The organism is Streptomyces sp. NBC_00273, assembly GCF_036178145.1.
In the GTDB taxonomy this organism is placed as follows: domain Bacteria; phylum Actinomycetota; class Actinomycetes; order Streptomycetales; family Streptomycetaceae; genus Streptomyces.
In genome coordinates this window covers 2,134,539-2,151,469 of sequence record NZ_CP108067.1, presented here as the reverse complement: position 1 = coordinate 2,151,469, position 16,931 = coordinate 2,134,539, and the positions used below count along the sequence as shown (strand labels likewise).

The 16,931-nt window shown below is 73.7% G+C and carries 14 protein-coding genes; 7 read left to right on the top strand and 7 right to left on the bottom strand.

What is annotated here, in order from left to right; translation table 11 throughout:
* Positions 1-2: 2 nt before the first annotated feature.
* Positions 3-854, bottom strand: coding sequence for a hypothetical protein (locus OG386_RS09095; RefSeq protein ID WP_328787661.1), 852 nt, complete (start codon positions 852-854; stop codon positions 3-5).
* A 598-nt stretch (positions 855-1,452) separates the two neighbouring features.
* Here OG386_RS09095 and OG386_RS09090 point away from each other — a divergent pair.
* Positions 1,453-2,778, top strand: coding sequence for a helix-turn-helix domain-containing protein (locus tag OG386_RS09090; protein ID WP_328787660.1), 1,326 nt, complete (start codon positions 1,453-1,455; stop codon positions 2,776-2,778).
* A 548-nt stretch (positions 2,779-3,326) separates the two neighbouring features.
* Here the strand turns inward: OG386_RS09090 and OG386_RS09085 are convergent.
* The 5 genes from OG386_RS09085 to OG386_RS09065 all read right to left on the bottom strand — a co-directional run bounded on the left by OG386_RS09085 (position 3,327) and on the right by OG386_RS09065 (position 8,093).
* The gene (locus OG386_RS09085; RefSeq protein WP_405789619.1) at positions 3,327-4,703 is read right to left on the bottom strand and encodes a DUF1996 domain-containing protein; all 1,377 of its coding nucleotides are present in this window, start codon (positions 4,701-4,703) and stop codon (positions 3,327-3,329) included.
* 9 nt (positions 4,704-4,712) lie between these two features.
* Positions 4,713-5,366 carry a DUF4142 domain-containing protein gene (locus OG386_RS09080; RefSeq protein WP_328787658.1) on the bottom strand — a complete coding sequence of 218 codons (654 nt, stop codon included), beginning with the start codon at positions 5,364-5,366 and terminating at the stop codon, positions 4,713-4,715.
* Between the two features lie 502 nt (positions 5,367-5,868).
* Positions 5,869-6,252, bottom strand: coding sequence for a hypothetical protein (locus OG386_RS09075; RefSeq protein ID WP_328787657.1), 384 nt, complete (start codon positions 6,250-6,252; stop codon positions 5,869-5,871).
* Between the two features lie 204 nt (positions 6,253-6,456).
* Positions 6,457-7,152, bottom strand: coding sequence for a sigma-70 family RNA polymerase sigma factor (locus OG386_RS09070; RefSeq protein ID WP_328787656.1), 696 nt, complete (start codon positions 7,150-7,152; stop codon positions 6,457-6,459).
* Between the two features lie 149 nt (positions 7,153-7,301).
* Positions 7,302-8,093 carry a hypothetical protein gene (locus OG386_RS09065; RefSeq protein WP_328787655.1) on the bottom strand — a complete coding sequence of 264 codons (792 nt, stop codon included), beginning with the start codon at positions 8,091-8,093 and terminating at the stop codon, positions 7,302-7,304.
* A 205-nt stretch (positions 8,094-8,298) separates the two neighbouring features.
* Between OG386_RS09065 and OG386_RS09060 the strand changes: the two genes are divergently transcribed.
* Together OG386_RS09060 and OG386_RS09055 are read left to right on the top strand one after the other, a co-directional pair.
* Complete coding sequence (locus OG386_RS09060; protein ID WP_328787654.1) at positions 8,299-9,504, top strand: MFS transporter; 1,206 nt, start codon at positions 8,299-8,301, stop codon at positions 9,502-9,504.
* Positions 9,501-10,613 (top strand): sugar ABC transporter permease, encoded by a 1,113-nt coding sequence (locus OG386_RS09055; protein WP_328787653.1) that lies wholly within the window; start codon positions 9,501-9,503, stop codon positions 10,611-10,613. Before OG386_RS09060 ends, OG386_RS09055 begins: the two co-directional genes overlap by 4 nt.
* On the opposite strand, the gene OG386_RS09050 is transcribed toward OG386_RS09055, so the two are convergent.
* On the bottom strand, positions 10,610-11,815 hold the full coding sequence (locus OG386_RS09050; protein ID WP_328787652.1) for an acyl-CoA dehydrogenase family protein: 1,206 nt from the start codon (positions 11,813-11,815) through the stop codon (positions 10,610-10,612). The two genes, OG386_RS09055 and OG386_RS09050, sit on opposite strands and share 4 nt — an antisense overlap.
* Before the next feature lie 144 nt (positions 11,816-11,959).
* Between OG386_RS09050 and OG386_RS09045 the strand changes: the two genes are divergently transcribed.
* The 4 genes from OG386_RS09045 to OG386_RS09030 all read left to right on the top strand — a co-directional run bounded on the left by OG386_RS09045 (position 11,960) and on the right by OG386_RS09030 (position 16,890).
* Complete coding sequence (locus OG386_RS09045) at positions 11,960-13,780, top strand: CoA transferase (protein ID WP_328787651.1); 1,821 nt, start codon at positions 11,960-11,962, stop codon at positions 13,778-13,780.
* On the top strand, positions 13,777-15,453 hold the full coding sequence (locus OG386_RS09040) for a class I adenylate-forming enzyme family protein (RefSeq protein ID WP_328787650.1): 1,677 nt from the start codon (positions 13,777-13,779) through the stop codon (positions 15,451-15,453). Before OG386_RS09045 ends, OG386_RS09040 begins: the two co-directional genes overlap by 4 nt.
* A gap of 115 nt (positions 15,454-15,568) precedes the next feature.
* Positions 15,569-16,528 (top strand): MerR family transcriptional regulator, encoded by a 960-nt coding sequence (locus OG386_RS09035; RefSeq protein WP_328787649.1) that lies wholly within the window; start codon positions 15,569-15,571, stop codon positions 16,526-16,528.
* Complete coding sequence (locus tag OG386_RS09030; protein ID WP_328787648.1) at positions 16,525-16,890, top strand: hypothetical protein; 366 nt, start codon at positions 16,525-16,527, stop codon at positions 16,888-16,890. Before OG386_RS09035 ends, OG386_RS09030 begins: the two co-directional genes overlap by 4 nt.
* Positions 16,891-16,931: the final 41 nt, after the last annotated feature.

Below are 16,931 nucleotides of genomic sequence, written 5' to 3'. Positions count from 1 at the left end.
GCTCACAGCCACTGGTCCCGGCTGATGAGCGTCTCGGCGTCAGCTGTTGCGCGGGCGCGGCTCGGCGCGTAGACGGCGGTGCGCGGGGGTTGGTTGCTCAGGGGCGGTCGGTCATTGAGGGCCGGTCGCTCGGGCCGGGGCGGCTGGGCCTGGTTCGCGGTCACGGCTGCCGCTGCAGGACGCGAGCCGCGCCTCTGTCGGGGCACGCCGCCCTGGACGGGCGCCTCCGCCACGGGCTGGGGGGTGGGCGGCACGAAGACGGCCGCTTCGCGCATCCGGCTCCTGACCCGGAACACGAGCACACCCACGATGCCGAGCAGGGCCAGCGCGTACGCGGACGTGACCCAGGGGGCGGCCGCGCGGCCCGACTTCAGACCGTGCACCAGTGAGGCACCCCAGGCCGGATAGGCGCCGAAGTGCAGGACCCGCCACCACGCCGAGCCGCTCCTGGTGTTGAACACGCTGCGCACCGCGCCGGAGATGGCCACCGCAATGAAGAGGTATCCGGCCAGGCTGCCGAGCCCGACCAGGACGGGCCGGGTGGCGTCCGTGAACGGCACGGCCGCGGAAGTCGCGGTCGTCCGCTGTCCCGCGACCTTGATCCAGATGTGCAGGGCGAGGAAGAGGAGCCCTGACACGGCGAGGCCGCGGTGCGCGCCCTGGGCGAGCAGCCGGTGTCCCGAACCGAGGACGGCCCGGTCGGTCGCGGCCAGTCCCCAAAGGACGGTGGCGGTGAGCGAGACGAGCGAGAGCACGCCCGCCCCGAAATCGAGGAAGGCAAATAGCTGGCTGAAGGCGCCCGCGCGGGCAGCCACGATGACGAGCACGATGGCCGCGCCGACGGCGCAGAGCACGCCGGGGCTCAGCCTGCCTTCCTTGGGAAGGAGGGAGGGCCGTCGGACGGCCCTCCGTCCGGCGGCCGCAGCCGCAGCCGAGGCATGGCGGTTCTTGCGGCGGGCCCTGTGTGAACTGGGCATTTGAGGCTGGGGCAGGGGCATCCAGGTCTCCTGTGCGCCTGGGCATCCGAGCACTCCACCTGGCGCTCGGTACCCGGGGGTCGTTGTCGTCGTACCCGGCAGCGCTGTGAAACTCCGCGCCGGCCGAGGGAACTTGGGGCCGGAGTGCAGCAGCATCGTGGAGCTGCACAGCAGCTCCACAGGTTTTATCGAAACGTGATAATTTCTCGCACCGCGTCTCCGGCGCATCGAACAACACCGGAAGATTCCCCTCCAGCGGGGGTTGCGACAGGCCACCGCGCCGCCCGCCACCTACGCGTCCTCGACGGCAAAAAAACGGCAAAGTCGCAGGACCGTAAGTGGTCGGACCTCTCTAGGAGGGAGTACGAGGGCCGCAACTCTCGCGTCAGACAAGGATGTTGACGTGGGGAGCAACCTCGGCGGGCTTGTCGCTCTTCCCTGGACAAGCCTCACCCCGGCACGAACGAGGAAAACGATGTGTGAACTTCTGAACCGCATCTGGTCCCGCCCCCGTGGCGAGTGGACGCGCGTCTTGCGCAAGGAACTCCCTGCGCTGGCCGCCGAGATAGTGGAGGAGCTTCTGCATGGAATTCCGGAATTTTCCGCACTTATCGATGACAACGATGCCATCGATGACGAGTTGTTCCGGCAGCGGGTGGAAGAGGCTCTCCTCACCGTCCTCGGCTACCAGGATCAGCACCGGGAACAAGCACCGGAAGAGCACGATGAACAGAGCGAGGACGAGATCGAGAACCAGAGCGAGGTCGAGAGCCAGTTCGACAGCAAGGTCGAGCACGGGATCGAGCACCGGATCGAGGTCGGGACCGCGGCCAGGGCCGAGTGCGAGGTCACGCACGAGGGCCGCCGCGAAGGCCTCCGAGAGGTACGCAACGAGGTGCGCAACGAGGGCCGTCGCGAAGGCCTCCGGGAAGTACGCAACGAGGGCCTGCGCGAGGCCCGGCACACGAGCCGGCGCGAGTCCCGGCACGAAGGCGTCCGCGGGATGGACCGGGCGCGGCACGACCTCTTCAAGACCCTCACCGATGACAGGGACGCATCCGACATGTCCCTCAGCGAGCTCGCGGAGGCGGCCGGCTGGCCCCTCCCGCTCGCCGTACGGGCCATCGTGCCAGCCACCCCCGGCGAGACCCAGCAACTCGCGGCTGTACTGGACCACTCCCTCGTCGGCATGTTCGCGGGCCGTCCGTGCCTGCTCGTCCCCAGCACCGAACCGGACAACCGCGCCCCGCTGGAGAACCTGCTGCGCGGTCGGTTCGCGGCCGTGGGCCACGCCGTCCCGCTCCGTGACACGGCCTCCTCACTGCGCTGGGCGCTGCGCCTGGCCGCGCTGACCCCCGCCCGCCCCGGAGCGGAGGTCCGGCCCGTCTTCGTCGACGACCACCTCTCGACCCTGTTGCTCCTTCAGGACGAGCCGCTGGCCCACGCGCTGGCCGCCCGGTGGCTGCGCCCGCTGGCCGATCTGACCCCCCGGCAGAGCGAGCGGCTGGAGGTGACGCTGCTCGCCTGGCTGGAGGGCGGCGGGGCACCCGAGGCCGCCAAGGCCCTGAGCGTGCACCCGCAGACCGTGCGGTACCGCATGCGGCAGCTCGAGAAGCTCTTCGGTACCGGCCTGCGGGACCCCCGTACCCGCTTCGAACTGGAAATGGCCCTGCGTAGCCGCCGACTGATGGCCCAGGTCCGGCGTCAGCACTCCCGGGTCGGCCGCAGGGCCGCCCGCGTGATCCAAGCAGACTTCACCCCCATGGTCGTCGGACGGATGGCCCGCGTAAACGGCCTCTAGACCCGAAGCAGCCCGGCCCGGTCCCGTATTCACGGGGCCGGGCCGGGCTGTGTCGTGCGTACGTCGTCGTGCGTACCTCGTCGTGCGCATGTCGTCGGGCGGGGCTCGTCGGTGGGGCCGTGCGTCCTGCGGTGCACCGGGTGCCCGGGCCGTTTCGTGCGGTGCACCACCCGGGCCGGGCCGGGCTGGATCGTGTTCCTGCAGTGCAGTGCAGTGCAGTGCAGTGCAGTGCACTGCGGTGCGGTGCGGTGCGTGCGCTGCAGGGTCCGGGACGGGCCGCGGGCCCGGGTCGTGCCGTCCTGCGGTACGCCGCCCGGGCGGGCCGGGCCCGTGTCCTGCGGTACGCCACCGGGCCGGCCGGTCCAACGCGCCGCAGCCCGTGCAACGCAGTACGCCGCCGCCGGGACTCGGCGGCGGCGTACACATACGAGCGGTGTTGGCCCGAAGTCGGCTTCGGACCAACACCTGTCCCGGGCCGGACACCGGGGGTTGGGGGAGAGGAGGGGTGTCCGGCCCGGGAGTGGAGGGGGGAGCCCCCGCTGCGGGGGTCAGCGGCAGTTCTGCCCGTTGTTGATGCAGTTCACGGCCTTGTTCATCAGGCCGGTCGACATCACGTTGATGAAGTCGCCGTGGTCGGTCACCGGCTTGTGGAGCTGCTCGGGGAAGCTGTCCACGGCGAACCGGGCACCCGGTGCCACCCCGTAGGTGAGGCGCATCACCAGCTGCGGCATGGCCTTGAAGCCGTTCGGGCACTTGCCGTTCTTGTCCGCGAAGGCCACGTGCGTGCGGTGGTTGGCGCTGTCGACGTTCTTGCCGTCAAAGCAACTCTGGAAGTTGAAGGTGCGCACCACGTCACTGCCCTTCGGGCAGACCGGGTACTTGTCCTTCAGCTGACGGTTCTCGAATCCCGTGCAGCTCCAGGAGGCGTTGGCGTTGGCGTTGCCGTTGGTCAGGGCCTTGGCGTCACCGGTGATGACGCGCATGAAGCGGGGCATCGCCGTCACCTTGTCGGTCGGACTGCCCTTGAAGGTGAGCGACACCTGCTTCGGCTTGAGGATGGTGCCGACGTTGCCGTCCTGGCCGCCGCCGGGCGCCTTGGCGTCCTTCTCCACCTTGCCGTCGCGCAACCGCAGCACGGGCCAGTAGTACGTGGACTGGTCCCCGTTGCTGCAGGTGGTGCCGGACGCGGCGAGGCTGTTGTTCGTGGAGAAGGCGTCGGCGGTCAGGTTGCCCACGTAGTCGTGCATGTGGTGGGCGCCGTTGGAGACGCCGGGGGCGACGATGACGTTGTCGGGGTTGAAGTGGCCGTTCTCGTTGCGGCCGCACTGCGAGGTGAAGGAGCCCTTCGAGGCGTTTCCTGCCTGTGCGGGATTCTTCACGTTCGGCTTGATCTTGGTGATGTTGACGAAGTCGTTCTTCGCCGGACCACCCTTCTGCGCGGCGGCCACGGCGGCCGCGCCCTGTTCGCCCTTGCTCGCGGCTGCTGCCGCGCCGTCATCCGCGGCGGCCGCCTGCTTCATCGTGCACGCGGCCAAACCCTGGATGTCCTTGGGACGTTCGCCGGCTCGGCCGATCGCTTCGGCCACGCCCGCGATGGTCTTGTCCCGCTTCTGCTTCAGGTCACCGAGGAGGGCGGCATCGCCCTTCGCCTTTCCGGCGGCGAGCTGCTTGTAGGCGTCGGCGACCTGGTCGTCCAGCTTGGCGAGGTTCGCGTCGACCTCGGGCTTGGCCTTTTCGGGGACCGCGGTGAGTTTGTCTCCCACGTCGGGGCAGTCGATGGTGGACGTCATCCCCCCCGCCTTGTCCTGGCCGGCGGATGCGTTCCCGGCGACGACGGCGACTCCGCCACCGCCGAGTACGAGCGCGGATATCACGCCAAGGACCTTGTTCGACAAGCGTGCGCGTTTGTGGCCCTTTTTACTCATGCGATCACTTCACTTCGTCGGTTGGACATTGTTGGAAAGGGCGTCGAAGTCGACGAGTCCGGTGTCTTCGAGGACCGTGATGTGGTCCAGAACCGTGGTGTTGGCGGATGTGGCGAGGGCCCGGACCATTGAGTTCTTGGTCTGTCCCCGGATCTGGGCCACCAGGGCGAACACCTTTCCGTGGGCTGCGCGCAGCAGTTGAGTGAACAGTCGTTCGTATTCCTCGCCGCGTGCACGGTTCATCTGGCCCAGCCAGTCCTGCTGCTGTGCGGAGGGCTGGTTGGGCAGATCGACACCGAGGGCCTGGCCGACCTGGATGACCTGCCGGTCCAGTTCGGTGTGGCCGTCGATGAGGTGCTGCCCGGCCGTCTTGATCGCGGGCCGGGAGCCGCGCTGCTGGGCCTGGCGGCCCGCGGGTAGCTCCCAGAGCCCGGCGAGCCGGACCTTGCGGATGAAGTCACGGTCCGCGGCGGTCAGCGGCCCGAAGGCCGTGCTCACCGTTCCGCCGCCGTCGTCGTCGGCGCCCGTCGGACCTGCCGGACCCGCCGCCACGGCGGCCGCGGGTCGGCTACCGAAACTGTCCACGGGTATGAGAAGTGCGATCAGGGTGAGCGCAAGGGCGGTGATGACCAGGCCGCTTCCGATCGTGTATCGCGTGGCCAACGACAAGCTGCTGATGGATCTCCGCCGCAATGACGGCACTGTGCCTCCTCGCTCCAAGGGCCGGGAGGGGGTGGCGGGGCAGGAGGGGCCGCACATGCAGTGCGGAGCGCACCCGCATTCCCGGGGTGTCACGGGACGCTAGTGCCGGGCGCGGCGTCGAGGCCGTAGGACATCACCATCGGATAAACATCCTGGCGACTCTGCGGAAGGCTGATATCTTGCGGCGCGCCTGGACGTTCGCCCGGGTGGCGCCGCCGTACCCCGTCATGCCCGGGTGCCGTCCGGCCGTGCCCGCGTGCGCGCCGGCCGGGGTACGGGACCCGGATCAGGCGTCAGAGGTGTTCACGAGGTGGTCGAAGGCCAGGCCGCTCGCGGCCTCCCCGCGCCCCGTGCCCCGCGCCGCGGCGCGCGCTGAGCCAGACGACCGCCTGGCCGTCCCGGCCACGGGTGCGGTTGTGGGCCACCGCCAGTCGGGAGCCGGCCCCCGGGACCTCCTCCTCGTTCACGGAGCGGGCCCGCCGCCGGTCCGGCGCCACCGGGTCCAGGCCCGGCTGCAACGGCTCCGTACGGGGCTCCACCGCCCGGCCGTCGACGGGTGCGGCACGGCGGCCCGCTGCAACGGCACCGACCGCCCCCGCTCGCCGCCGGCGTGGACCGCGATGAAGGGGGTCCAGTTCTCGGGCACGGAGTTCATCGCCTCGTACGCGACCGCCGCGCGCGGATCCGTCCGCGCGGGCGGCGTGTCCGGGCGAGAACGGTGCGCAAGGCTCTCCGCGGCGGGCTCGCTGCCGCGCCGCGGCCCACCGGTCGCCGTACGCGCCGTCCGCCCCGGCCCCCACGCCAGGGTGGCCTGTTCGTCGCGGACGAGCAGCACCTCCTCCAGCACCGGACCGTCGGGATCTCCGACCCGGTTCCAGGGCGAACGTCGACCAGGGGTCCCGGTCCCGCTCCCCGCCCGGTCCCGAGCCGGCCGGCAGGCCGCACGGCAGCGGCATCCCGGTTCGAGGGGAGCGTCCGCCCGGAGGTTCGACGCGGGAGGGCTGCGGGCGCACACGCTCCCCGCAGCCCTCCTGCCGGCCCGTCCGCAGGATCAGGCGAGCGCTGCGGCCGCCGCCAGCATCCGCTCCGGGGCCCGGTCGGGCCGCGGCGTCGGCCCCTGCGGCTCCGGCGCCGGTTCGGCCGCGTGGGTGTCCGTCAGGAGCGCGATCAGGGAGGTACGGGCGCGGGCGACGCGGGAGCGGACCGTACCGATCGGGCAGCCGACGGCCGTGGCCGCCTCGGCGTAGGACAGGCCCAGCAACTGGGTCAGGACCAGGGCCTCCCGGCGCTCCGCCGGGATCACGGCGAGCAGTTCCGCCAGGGCGATGCCGTCCTCGAAGCCCGGTACGTCGTACGTCTGGGTCTGCTCCGCGGCCGCCTGCCAGTCGCAGCGGTCCGAGAGTCTGGGCCGGGCGGCCGCGTGCCGCAGGCTGTCCACGACCGTGCGGCGGGCTATGGACAGCAGCCACGTGCGCGCGGAGGAACGGCCCTCGAACCGGTGCAGGCTCGCCAGCGCACGGAGGAAGACGTCCTGGGTGAGGTCGTCGGCCGCCTGGGTGTCGGCGCTGAGGTAGGCCACGTAGCGCCAGACGTCGCGGTGGAGCGCGCGCACGAACCGGTCGGTCTTCACGGGATCCCCGTCGCGGGCGTCCAGCGCCAGCCGGGTGACCGCCGCGTCGGAGTCGGGGGTGCGCCGGGCGGGCCGGTCGCCGGTGGTACAGGAAGGGGTCGTCAGGGCAGCAGTCATCGCCACAAGGTCCTTACGGGCAAGGGGAGTCCGGCGCCGCGAGCGGCGGGGCCGGTGAGGGGTGCGGCCGGCCGGAAGGCACGGCCGGGGCCCGAGGCGCGGTGTACGGGTGCGAGAGCGGTCGCGGGCGCGGCTCGGGGAACCAGCTGTCAGAGGACAGCGGTTCCCGCCGGCGGACCCCGTGAGGTGATGGCGTGGACGAGGAAGAGCCGGCGCGGCGCGCGGTGGTGGCGCCGGCGGCGGATCCGGACCGGCGGCAGGTGTGCGGGCAGCGCCGTACGGAGCAGTAGGCGCAGCGGAGTCCAGAAGCGTCCGGCGACGGCGCGCACCACGCGGAAGGCGGCCCGCTCGCCGTGGGCGAGCCACAGCCCGCACACCACGGCGGCCAGCAGGTGTGCGGCCAGCATGCCGAACGGAGACATGGCGGCCGCCTCGTGCAGACCACCCGGCAGCGACCCGCCGGCTGCACCGGCCGCACCGGCCGCACCGGCCGCACCGGCCGCACCGGCCGCACCGGCCGCACCGGTCACGGCGGACGCGACGTCCGGCGTCCCGTGCATGGCGTGGTGCAGATGGGCCGGGGCGTGCGGCACCCCGGCGCCGGTCGGCTGCACCATCCCCACCATCGGCGACATCGCCGGCATCACCGACATCTGCCCGGATCCGGTCGGCGCGGCCGGCCCGACGAGGGACTGGGCCAGGGAGAATCCGGTGTGGAGCACCGCCTGGACGGCGACGGCCGCCGTCGTCACGGCGAGCAGCCCGCGTTCACGTCCCGCGAGGGCCCAAGCCGTCGCCGCCGTGCCGGGGAAGGCGACGGACAGGGCCCACCAGGGCACGGCCGCACCCGACATGAGCAGGTGTCCGGTCGCCGCGAGCAGCACACAGAGGGCTGCGAACATCGCAGCCCGGAGGGCGCGGAGACAGCGGACCGGGTTCATCGAGGGCTCATCCTTGCACCGGCCTCCCGAGCCGCACATCAGGGTGCGCACTTCCGGACAAGTTCCCGCGTCCCGGCCCGTCATGGCCGGGTCGCCCGCCTCGTTGTGGTGCAGGGCACAGCGGAGGGAGGGAACCTGCCCGCCGCTCCATCCGACTGCCTACCCGCTCGCTCGAAGAGTTCAACGTCCTGGGAAGGGAGACTTCGTGACGGCGGAGGGGACGGCGACCGCATCGCCGGCGGAGAAGGACGGTGCGGCGGGGCGGCAGTTGACCGCGCTGCTCACCTGCGCCATGGCGTTCTCGATGCTGCAACTGTTCCTCCTCGGGGCGCTGGGCCCGCGCCTGGTCAGCGAACTCGACATATCCCCGGCCGTGTTGGGGCTAACGACCGCGATCGGCTTCGGGACCGCCGCCGTCCTGTCCCCGGCGGGCGGCCGGATCGTGGACCGGATCGGTCCGCGCCGCTCACTGGTGGTCCTGCTGCTGGTCTCCGCGACGGCCCTCGCCCTGATCGGCGCCGCGCCCGGCGCCGGTCTGCTCCTCGGCGCCGTCGCGCTGGGCGGCGTACCCCAGGCGCTGGCCAACCCGGCCACCAACAAGGCCGTGCTGCGCGCCGTTCCGCCCGCCCGGCGGGGCGCGGTGACCGGGCTCAAGCAGTCCGGGGTCCAGCTCGGCGCCTTCGCGGCCGGACTACCGCTCGCCCTGCTCGCGGGCGGCATCGGCTGGCGGGGCGCGGTCTGGACCGGCGCCGGCGCGGCCCTGCTCGCCGGGCTGTGGGCGCTGCGCGTCCTGCCCGCCGACCCCGCCGCGCCGCCCGCAGGGCCGCGTACGGCCCTCGTGCCGCGGGGGATGGTGGCCTGGCTGGCGGTCTTCTCGCTGTTCCTCGGCGCCGGAATCGCCTCGGTCAACACCTACCTCGCGCTCTACGGCGCGCAGCGGCTGGACATGGGTCCGACCGCGGCGGCCGCCCTGGTCGCCGTACTGGGCGCGGCGGGGATCGCCGGCCGGGTCGGGTGGTCGAAGGCGGCCCGGCCCGGGCGGGCCGAATGGCTCCCGGGATGGCTGGCCTGCGGGGCGCTGGGCGCCGCGGTCCTGCTGGCGGCCGCCCTGGTGGCGGGCCCGCTGGTGTGGGTCGGGGCGATCGCCGTCGGAGTGTTCGCCGTCTCCGGCAACGCCGTCTCGATGGTGCTGGTCATGCAGCGGGCCGCCCCCGGCCGCGCCGGACAGGACTCGGCGCTGGTCGCGGCCGGGTTCTTCGGCGGATTCGCGGCGGGCCCGCCCCTGTTCGGCCTGCTCGCGCAGAGCGGACGGTACGGGCCGGGCTGGCTGCTGGTCGCGGCGGAGTTCGCGGTGGCCGCGGCCGTCGCGTTCCTGTGGGCCGTACGCGACCGCCGGCAGGGCGCGGCATGAGCGCGGACGGAGCCGGGCCGGCCCCGGCCCTCGCGGCCGTCATGCAACGCGTGGCGGTGACCGCCGAGACGGTGGGACCCCGCTTCCCGCTGTACGCCGAGCCGGCCGACGGGCGGTGGACGACCACCGGCCGAGGCTCGTGGACCGGCGGGTTCTGGGCCGGGCTGCTCTGGCTGCGCGCACGGTACACGGGCGACGCGGCCGACCGGCGCGCCGCCGCCGCGTGCACGGCCCGGCTCGAACCGTGGGTGGGGGCCGACACCGCCACCCGCGGCCTGATCCTCTGGTACGGGACCGCTCCGGCCGGGGACGACGCCACGGCCGCCGAGCTGCGGGACCGCGGCGCCCGGGCGGTGCTGGCGGCCCACGACCGCGAACTCGGGCTCGTGCCCTGGGGGGACGCGCTCGGCGGACCCCGACTGCTCGCCCGCGTGGACGGAGTGCCGGGGACCGTACCCCTGCTGGCCGGAGCCGGATCGCAGGGCGCCGCCGCGGCGGCGTCCCACCTGCACCGCCACCTCGATCTCTGCCTCGGCGCGGGCCGGGACCGGGACCTCTCGCTACGGCCCGCCCTGCGCTTCGACGCGGTCGCGGGCTGGCGGCCCTGCGCGGACCCGCCGCCCGGCTGGAGCCGGGGCCGGGCCTGGCTGCTCCTGGCCGTGGCCGACGCCCTGCTGCGCCCGGACCCGGCGATGCCCGACCCGGCGCTGCCCCGCCCGGCCGCCCGGCTCGCCGAGGCGGCCGAATTCCTGGCGGCTGAGGGCGGATCCCCGGCCGCAGGACTCGTCCCGGCGGCCGACGCCGCCCGGCCGGACGGGCCGCTCGACACCTCGGCCGCCGCGATCACCGCGGTCGCCCTGCTGAAGCTCGCCCGGGTGCCCGGCCCCCGGGCGGCCGCGTACGCGTACCGGGCCGAGGCGATCCTCCAGCACCTCGCGGAGCACCACCTCACCGGCCCGGACTCCGGGCGCCCGCCCGGGATGCTGCTCCACGGCTGCTACGACGCCGGAAAGGACCTGGCCGTCCGGCACGAGCTGATCTGGGGCGACTTCTTCCTGGCGCTCGGCCTCGCCGCCCTGGACGGGGTCGTCGACATCACCCGCATCTAGGCCCTGCCGCCGTCGGCTGCGTAGCCGCGCAGGACCCGGCGGGCCACGGAGGTGATGTGCAGCTCGTCCGGGCCGTCGAGGATGCGGGCGGCCCGGCCCGTGCGCAGGAGCCCTGGCAGGGGGGTGTCCGGACCGAGTCCGGCGGCGCCGTGGACCTGGATGGCGGAGTCCGCGACCTGCTGGAGCATGCGCGCGGCGGCGACCTTGGCGAGCCCCACTTCCGTACGGGCGTCCCGTCCGGCGTCGATCAGCGCCACCGCCTCGTGCACCAGGGGACGGGTGGTGCGCAGGGCGAGCAGGGCGTCGAAGACGTGTCCCTGGATCAGCTGCTGGTCGGCGAGGGGCCCACGGGACCCGCTGCGGGTGGCGGCCCGCTCGCACATGAGGTCGAAGGCGCGCCGGGCCTGGCCGAGCCAGCGCAGGCAGCGCAGCGTACGACCGAGCTGCAGCCGCTCGCCCGCGATGGCGAGCGCGTCCCCGGGCTCCCCGAGGAGGTGGTCGGCCGGGACCCGGACCCGGTCGAGCTCGATCTCGTACTGGCCGCCCGCACCGAACACGGGAAGTTCGCGTACGACGCGGAAACCGGCCGACGCGGTGGGCACGAGCAGCAACGACAGCCCCTCGCGGTCACCGGCGCTCCCGCCGGTGCGGGCCATGACCGTGACCAGGTCGGCGCCCGCGGCGCCGGACGTGAACCACTTGCGGCCGGTGACGAGCCAGCTCCCGTCCGGCCCGCGCTCGGCCCGGGTGCCGGTCCCGAAGGGGTCGGTGCCGGGGACGTCCGGCTCGGTCATGGCGTAACAGGTCCGCATCTCCCCGGCGACCAGCGGCTTCAGGTACGCCTCGCGGACCGCGGTCCCCCCGTGCCGCGCCAGCATCGTCACGTCGAGCAGCGGGGCGGATCCCAGCGCGGCCGGACCGTGGTCACTGGCCCCCTCCGCCTCGGCCAGTGCGGCGTACGCCCGGAACCCCAGCCCGCCGCCGCCCAGTTCCTCCGGGAGCGGCAGCGCCCACAGGCCCTCCTCCTGCGCCCGGCCGCGCAGTTCGGCCAGCGCATCGGCCGCAGCGGACCCGCCCGCGTCCAGCACCGCCTCCCGCGGGATCACCCGGGTGCGGACGAACCGGTCGACCCGCTCCCTCAACTCATCCGTTGCCACGGCCTGTTGTGCAGCCGAGGTGTGGTCCGTGCCTGGATCCGTCACTTCTTTCCTCCTCATTCCCGGGAACTCGCGGGAAGGGCCGACCGACTCACTGTCCGTGGAACTGGTCGGGTGCGGACGCTCCCGGGTTCCCCAGATTCGGTAAGACCCGGGCGCCGGCCACCGCCGCGCCAGGAGAGGAGAGGCATGGCGTCACCAGCAACCACGCAGACGGTCCGGCCGCTCGACACACTGCGCTTCGACACCTCGGGGCCCCCGCAGATCGCGAGAGTCGTCTCCGACCACCTGCGGCTGCTCGGCGCACGGACGGACCGTCCCGCACAGGGGGACGCGTCCACGGGCGCCGCCACCGGTACCGGTGGCACCACGCTCACGGGCGGCGGGTTCGACCCGGTGCACGCGAGCGCCACTTGGGCGGATCCCCTGAGCGGGCTCGCCGACGAGGCCACGGTGCAGGCCGCCACCGGCATCATGGCCGTGCACGGCCGGCGCGACGGCGCCCCGCGCGGCCTCGCCGTCGACTACGCGGCCACCGCCACCGGAGTCCTGGCCGTACAGGGGCTGCTCGCGGCTCTCGTGGGCCAGGCCCGCGGCGGCGCCGCCCGCGCGGTCACCACCAGCGCGGACCGGGCGGGCCTGCTCGCGGTCTCCCAGTACCTGGCCGCCGCCGGGGCCGACGAGGGCGAGGCCGCCGAACTCGCCCCCGGAGGACCTCCGTTCACCTCGGCCGACGGCGTCCTCTTCGAACTGGAGACGCTCGACCCGGGCGCCTGGGCGGCGTTCTGGAAGGCCCTGGAGGCCCCGGCGGAAGCCCTGCGGGCGGGCTGGCGACCCTTCCAGTTCCGCTACGCCACCGCCTGCGCCCCCTTCCCGGCGGCCCTCCACCTCACGGCCCGGTCCCACACCTGGGACCGGATCCGTCGGGCCGCAGCCGCATACGGCACCGAGGTGTGCGCCCTGCACCCGCTCGCGCAGCGGGCCGCGGAACGGGCCGCCGAACACGACGACGCCGCCCCCTGGTCCCTGGCACGGTCGGTCACCGGACGTCTCACCGCCAGGTCGGCCCGGCTGCCCGGAGCGGCACACTCCGGCGGGCCCCTGGCCGGGCTGACCGTGCTGGAGGCGGGCCGCCGCATCCAGGCACCGCTCGCGGCGCACCTGCTCGGGCTCCTCGGCGCCGACGTGATCAGGATCGAACCGCCGGGCGGCGACCCGCTGCGCGGCATGCCCCCGGCCTGTTCCGGGATCTCGGCGCGCTGGCTCGCCCTCAACCGGGGCAAGCAGGCCGTGGAGATCGACATCAAGCGGGAGGCCGACCGCCGACGGCTGCGGGAACTGGCGGCCGGGGCCGACGTCTTCCTGCACAACTGGGCGCCGGGCAAGGCCGCCGAGCTCGGCCTCGACTCCGAGGACCTCGCACGGGTCAACCCCGCGCTCGTCTACGCGTACACCAGCGGCTGGGCCGACCGGATCGAGGACGCCCCCATGGGCACCGACTTCATGGTCCAGGCCCGTACGGGCGTCGGCGAGGCCGTCCGCCCCGAGGGCGAGGCCCCGGCGCCCTCGCTGATGACCCTGCTCGACGTGCTCGGCGGGCTGCTCGGCGCCGAGGCCGTCCTCGCCGGGCTGCTGCTGCGCGAGCGCAGCGGCCACGGAGTACGGGTGGACTCCTCCCTGCTCGGCGCGGCCGACACGCTGACCGCCCCCGCCCTGCGCCGGGCGGCCCGCGGGGAGAACCCCCGTCGACCGGCCGGATTCCGGCTCCCGCGGCCGACGGCGGACGGCTGGCTCGCGCCCACCGACGCCGACGCCGGCGCCGTGGCCGCCCACGACCTGGGCGGCCTGTCCACGACCGAGGCCCTGGCCCGGCTGAACGAGCACGGGCTGACCGCGACCGCGGTCACCACCGAACTGTCCGACCTGCACCACGATCCGCGCTTCTCCGGCTCGATCAGCCGCGACGCGCACGGCGCCCCCGCAGTCCCCGACCCCTGGAGCTTCGTATGACCGCCGACAGGCTCGTCCTGCACGACCTGCTGCCCGCCGAACTCCGCCGGTCCTGGGTGGTCGACGGGACCTGCCCCGACCTCGACCTCTACAGCCTCTTCCGGGCACGCCAGATCGCCGACCTGCACCGCACGGCCGTCATCGACGCCAAGGGCAAGCTCTGTTACACCGCGCTGGACCGCAAGGTCCGATGTCTGGCCACCGGCCTGCGGGAGCTGGGCATCGGCCCGGGCGACGTGGTCGGCGTGCAACTCCCCAACAACCGCTCCGCCGTCATCGCCGATCTCGCGCTCGCCGCACTCGGCGCGATCGCCCTCCCCTTCCCGGTGGGCCGGGGCGTCCTCGAAGCGGAGTGCCTGCTGCGCCGCGCCGAGGCCGTCGCCGTCATCGCGGCCACCGAGCACCGGGACTACCGGCACGCGGCGGATCTGAGCACGCTCGCCCGGGCGCTTCCGGCCCTGCGCCACGTGATCGCCGCCGGCCCCGGAACCGCACCTGAAGGAACGATTCAGCTATCGGGGCTGATGCGGTCCGACCCCAGCGGATTCGTCCCCGCCCGGCCCGATCCCGACAGCGCCGCCCGCATCCTCGTGTCCTCCGGCTCCGAGGCCGAGCCGAAGATGATCGCGTACTCGCACAACGCGCTGGCCGGCGGACGCGGGAACTTCCTCGCCTCCCTCATCCCGGACCGCACCCCGCCGAGCTGCCTCTTCCTCGTACCGCTGGCGTCCGCCTTCGGGTCCAACGGCACCGCCGTCACCCTCGCCCGGCACGGCGGCACCCTCGTCCTGCTCGACCACTTCAGCCCGGAAGCGGCGATCGCGGCGGTGCGCGAGCACCGGCCGACGCACGTCCTCGGCGTGCCCACCATGGTCCGCATGATGCTCGAACGCCTCGACGGGACGGACGAGGAGCTGCCCGCGCCCACCGCACTGGTCCTCGGCGGGGCGCCCCTCGACGAGACCACCGCGGCCGCCGCGGCCGAGGCCTTCGGCTGTCCCGTGGTGAACCTCTACGGCTCCGCCGACGGGGTCAACTGCCACACGGGGCTCGGCAACACGGTGCCGCCCACCGACGGGTCCGGGGTCGTCGCCGGCCATCCCGACCCCCGGGTCGCCGAGATCCGCATCGCCGACCCCGACACGCACGAACCGCTGCCCGACGGCGCCGTCGGCGAGATCATCTCGCGCGGCCCGATGACCCCGCTGTGCTACGTGGGCGCGCCCGACCTGGACGCCCGCTACCGCACGCCCGACGGCTGGGTCCGCACCGGTGACCTCGGGTACCTCGACTCCGACAGCGTCCTGCACGTCGTCGGCCGCCTCAAGGACATCGTCATCCGCGGCGGTGCCAACATCAGCCCGGCGGAGGTGGAACGCGAACTCACCGCCCACCCCCAGGTCCGGGACGTGGCCTGCATCGGCGTGCCGGACCCGCTGATGGGGGAGCGCTTGGCGGCCTGCGTGGTGCCGCGCGCAGGACAGCCCCTCACCCTCGCCTCCCTCGGCGAACACCTCACGCGGCGCGGGCTGGAGCGGAGCAAGCACCCCGAGCGGCTGCTCCTGATCGCCGAACTGCCCCTGACGGCGGCCGGCAAACCGGACCGCGCCGCCCTGCGCGAGCGCCTCGCGGCGACCGCCGCGGTTCCTGCGCCGCTCGCCCAGGCGGGATGACGTCCGGGTCCCGGCAGCGGCCGGACGCCCGCCGCCGGGACCCCTTCCCGCACCCATGTGAGCAGCCCCGGGCCCCAGTTGAGTCTCCCGTGGGGGGAGACACCAAGCTGGGGGCATGGACAGCGACACGCTCCATTCCATCGGAGACCTATCCCGCCGGACCGGCCTCACCGTGAAGACCATCCGGTTCTATTCCGACCGGGGCATCGTCCCCCCGACCGACCGCAGCCCGGCGGGCTACCGCCGCTACGGCCCCGACGCGCTCGCCCGCCTGGACCTCGTCCGCACGCTGCGCGATCTCGGGCTCGACCTCGCGACCATCCGCCGGGTCCTGGACCGGGAGATGTCCCTGCCGGACGTCGCAGCAGCGCACGCCAACGCCCTGGACGTGCAGATCCGCACCCTGCGCCTGCGCCGGGCCGTCCTGCGCACGGTCGCCAGACGCGGCACCACCCCCCTGGAGATGGACCTCATGCACCGACTCGCCACGCTCTCCCAGGTCGAACGACGCCGACTCGTCTCCGGATTCGTTGACGACGCCTTCGAAGTCCCGCATTCCAATCCTGAGTTCGAGACACTGATGCGAACCGTCACCCCCGAGCTCCCCGACGATCCCACGCCCGAACAGGTCGAGGCCTGGGTGGAACTCGCCGAACTCTGCCAGAACGAGGACTTCCGCGGCGCGCTGCGCCGCATGGCCGAGGAGCAGGCCGAAGAACCCGACCGGCAGGGCGTCGGCACGCTGCACGACGCCCTCAACCGGGCGATGCGCGAACGGATGGCCGAGGCCGTGTCCGCCGGCCTCGTACCGGCCTCGGCGGGCGGCGTGTTCCTGTCCCACTCACTGGGCGGCCTCTACGCCCACGCCTTCGAGTGCGCCGACGAGGGCGATCTGCGCCGCTGGCTCCTCGCCCGCCTGCGGACGACCTGCGACCCCCACGCCGAGCGCTACTGGCGGCTCCTCGCCGTGGTCAACGGCTGGCCCGCGTCGCCGACGCTCGCCCCCGTGTACGCATGGTTCACCACGGTCTTCGCCAAGGGCGACGCCGAACACCACAAGGGCCTGACGCGATGAGGACGCGCACACTGACCTTCGGTCTGTACGCGGACGAACAGGGGCTGGCGTGGGTCGAAGGCCTCGTCGAGGACGCCGTGCGCTCCCGGAACGCCCGCAACACCCGGATCACCGGCGTGACCGTCGCGCACTCCCTCCCCGGGAGCGAGGGGGCGACGGCGGACGCGTACGACTACCTCGCGCACCAGTGGGCCGTGGAACATCCCGGGCAGGGCAGCGGCGAACGGCGAGCGGTCGAGCTGCGCGTCCGGCTGGTGTGTTCCCGGCGGGCGCACCGGGTGATCCGCAGAGCTGTGATCAGCACCTTGTGCCCCGAGGAAGCGGACCCCCACGTCTGCCGTGTGCCCTGGACGGCCTACTGAGACCCCCGCACGTGCGGCCCCCGCACCGTGCGGGGGCCGGT

Coding starts and splice junctions, on each gene's coding strand:
- OG386_RS09090 (WP_328787660.1), top strand. CDS start 1,453: ATGTGTGAACTTCTGAACCGCATCTGGTCCCGCCCCCGTGGCGAGTGG.
- OG386_RS09045 (WP_328787651.1), top strand. CDS start 11,960: ATGGCGTCACCAGCAACCACGCAGACGGTCCGGCCGCTCGACACACTG.
- OG386_RS09085 (WP_405789619.1), bottom strand. CDS start 4,703: ATGAGTAAAAAGGGCCACAAACGCGCACGCTTGTCGAACAAGGTCCTT.
- OG386_RS09030 (WP_328787648.1), top strand. CDS start 16,525: ATGAGGACGCGCACACTGACCTTCGGTCTGTACGCGGACGAACAGGGG.
- OG386_RS09040 (WP_328787650.1), top strand. CDS start 13,777: ATGACCGCCGACAGGCTCGTCCTGCACGACCTGCTGCCCGCCGAACTC.
- OG386_RS09035 (WP_328787649.1), top strand. CDS start 15,569: ATGGACAGCGACACGCTCCATTCCATCGGAGACCTATCCCGCCGGACC.
- OG386_RS09055 (WP_328787653.1), top strand. CDS start 9,501: ATGAGCGCGGACGGAGCCGGGCCGGCCCCGGCCCTCGCGGCCGTCATG.
- OG386_RS09065 (WP_328787655.1), bottom strand. CDS start 8,093: ATGAACCCGGTCCGCTGTCTCCGCGCCCTCCGGGCTGCGATGTTCGCA.
- OG386_RS09070 (WP_328787656.1), bottom strand. CDS start 7,152: ATGACTGCTGCCCTGACGACCCCTTCCTGTACCACCGGCGACCGGCCC.